The organism is Acidovorax sp. IB03, assembly GCF_016406015.1.
In the GTDB taxonomy this organism is placed as follows: domain Bacteria; phylum Pseudomonadota; class Gammaproteobacteria; order Burkholderiales; family Burkholderiaceae_C; genus Acidovorax; species Acidovorax temperans.
Genome location: NZ_JAEFCH010000082.1, coordinates 1 through 1,488, shown reverse-complemented (window position 1 = coordinate 1,488; position 1,488 = coordinate 1). Strand labels below are relative to the sequence as shown.

Sequence of the window (1,488 nt, the reverse complement as noted above, 5' to 3'; positions counted from 1 at the left end):
AAGACCCAGTATCCCGTCAAAAAAATGCCGCTCAGACTTAACTGAGCGGCATTGGGCATTGTCCTGGTTTTCGTGCACCACAGCGCCGCCTGCGGGCACCGTGGCCGTGTCTGCCCGAAAGCGCTGGATAAAGTCCAGCTGCTCAGGCTGGACAGGGGTGAACGCCCCGGTTCGCCGCAGCCTGCAGGCATTGCAGGCGGGGGGACAAGCGGAGGCGGGGAGCGTGGCGTTCATGGTGGCGCCATTCTAGGCAGGCGGCCGACGGTGCTGGCCCGCGCGCTGTGGGCATGGGCGCCACACATGCCGCTGGCGCTATGTCTTAGTACATTGCGGCGCGGTCAGGGCGCGTCTTATATTGGGCCGCTCTTATGAACACCGCACTCTACGAAGTCCTCTATGTGAGCACCCTCGCCCCCGACCAACCGCTGCAGGTGGTGGCCGAGATTGCGGCCCACGCCCGCCCGGCCAATGCCAGCATGGACATCACTGGCCTGCTGATCTTTGACGGCCAACGTTTTTGCCAGCAACTGGAAGGGCCGCAGAAGGCAGTGCTCAAACTGATGGAGCGCATCGGCGACGACACACGCCATGTGAACGTGGAAGTGGTGCACCACGGCCTGCTGGAGGCGCGGCGGTTTCGGGAGTTCAGCCTGGCATTCAGCACCGTAGAAGACGAAGAAGCCCTGGCGCGCTTGGAGCAACTGGACGGGCAAGCAGCGCTGGCCGCCTTCGAAGTGGTGCGTGAATCGCTGGTGCTGTGAGCCCAACCAACCTGCACCAACCGCATCAAAAGCTATTATTTTGATAGCTACTGGCGCTTGATATTCAAGCGCTGCAGCCGCTTTTCATGCAAACCTCCTTTTCGCCGGGCGCTGCGGTAGCCATCACCCGGCCCAGGGCAAATCCTGCCAACCCCGCACCCAGACGCCCCGCCGCTGCCGTGACCTGGACCGCAGCTGCGCCCACGGCCCGCCCAGCACCAGCTAACGCTCTCACCAGTTCTTGCAAGGGCTGCACCACGCCCAACTCCCAATCGCGGGCGGCGCGGGTGCGTGCTTGGTGGCGGTGCGGCTGCGGGGCCACATGGTCCCACCGGAAGAGCACGGGCGCGTCGCGCTCCCCCGGCAATCCCCAGGGTTCCAGCACCACATGCTGGCCCACGGCAACGGCGATCGCATCGCCTGCCTGCAGTACCAGGTCTTGCGCGGGCGCTGCACCGGTCAACCAGACCCGGCCCCGGGCAATGCGCAACACCCCCGACTCACGCGGCTTGAGCGACAACGCCCGCCCGGGTGCCAGGCGCCAGCACCCCGCTGCCGCGCGGCGGTGCACCGAAGGCTGCGCGCAGGGTTGCAGTGGGGGAACAAGGGGGCGGGCTGGCATGGTCGGCTCCTAAATGAAAGAGTGGTCTAGTGTGGTGTCTCAAAAGTAAGCATCAAATAATGGTACTCGCTGCCCGCGCCACAGATGCCAAGATGGTGTCCGCAC

At 64.9% G+C, this 1,488-nt stretch carries 2 protein-coding genes and 1 pseudogene; 1 reads left to right on the top strand and 2 read right to left on the bottom strand.

The window, feature by feature from the left end; translation table 11 throughout:
* Window positions 1-234, bottom strand: a pseudogene (locus IHV84_RS20580) (hypothetical protein); the annotation flags it as partial.
* A gap of 134 nt (window positions 235-368) precedes the next feature.
* On the opposite strand from IHV84_RS20580, the gene IHV84_RS20135 reads away from it, so the two are divergent.
* Window positions 369-761: a BLUF domain-containing protein gene (locus IHV84_RS20135; RefSeq protein WP_198848160.1), complete on the top strand. Its 393-nt coding sequence runs from the start codon at window positions 369-371 to the stop codon at window positions 759-761.
* A gap of 64 nt (window positions 762-825) precedes the next feature.
* Here the strand turns inward: IHV84_RS20135 and IHV84_RS20130 are convergent, their stop codons facing one another.
* A complete protein-coding gene (locus IHV84_RS20130; RefSeq protein WP_198848159.1) occupies window positions 826-1,383 on the bottom strand; it encodes a DUF2917 domain-containing protein in 558 nt (185 codons plus the stop codon).
* Between the last annotated feature and the right edge of the window lie 105 nt (window positions 1,384-1,488).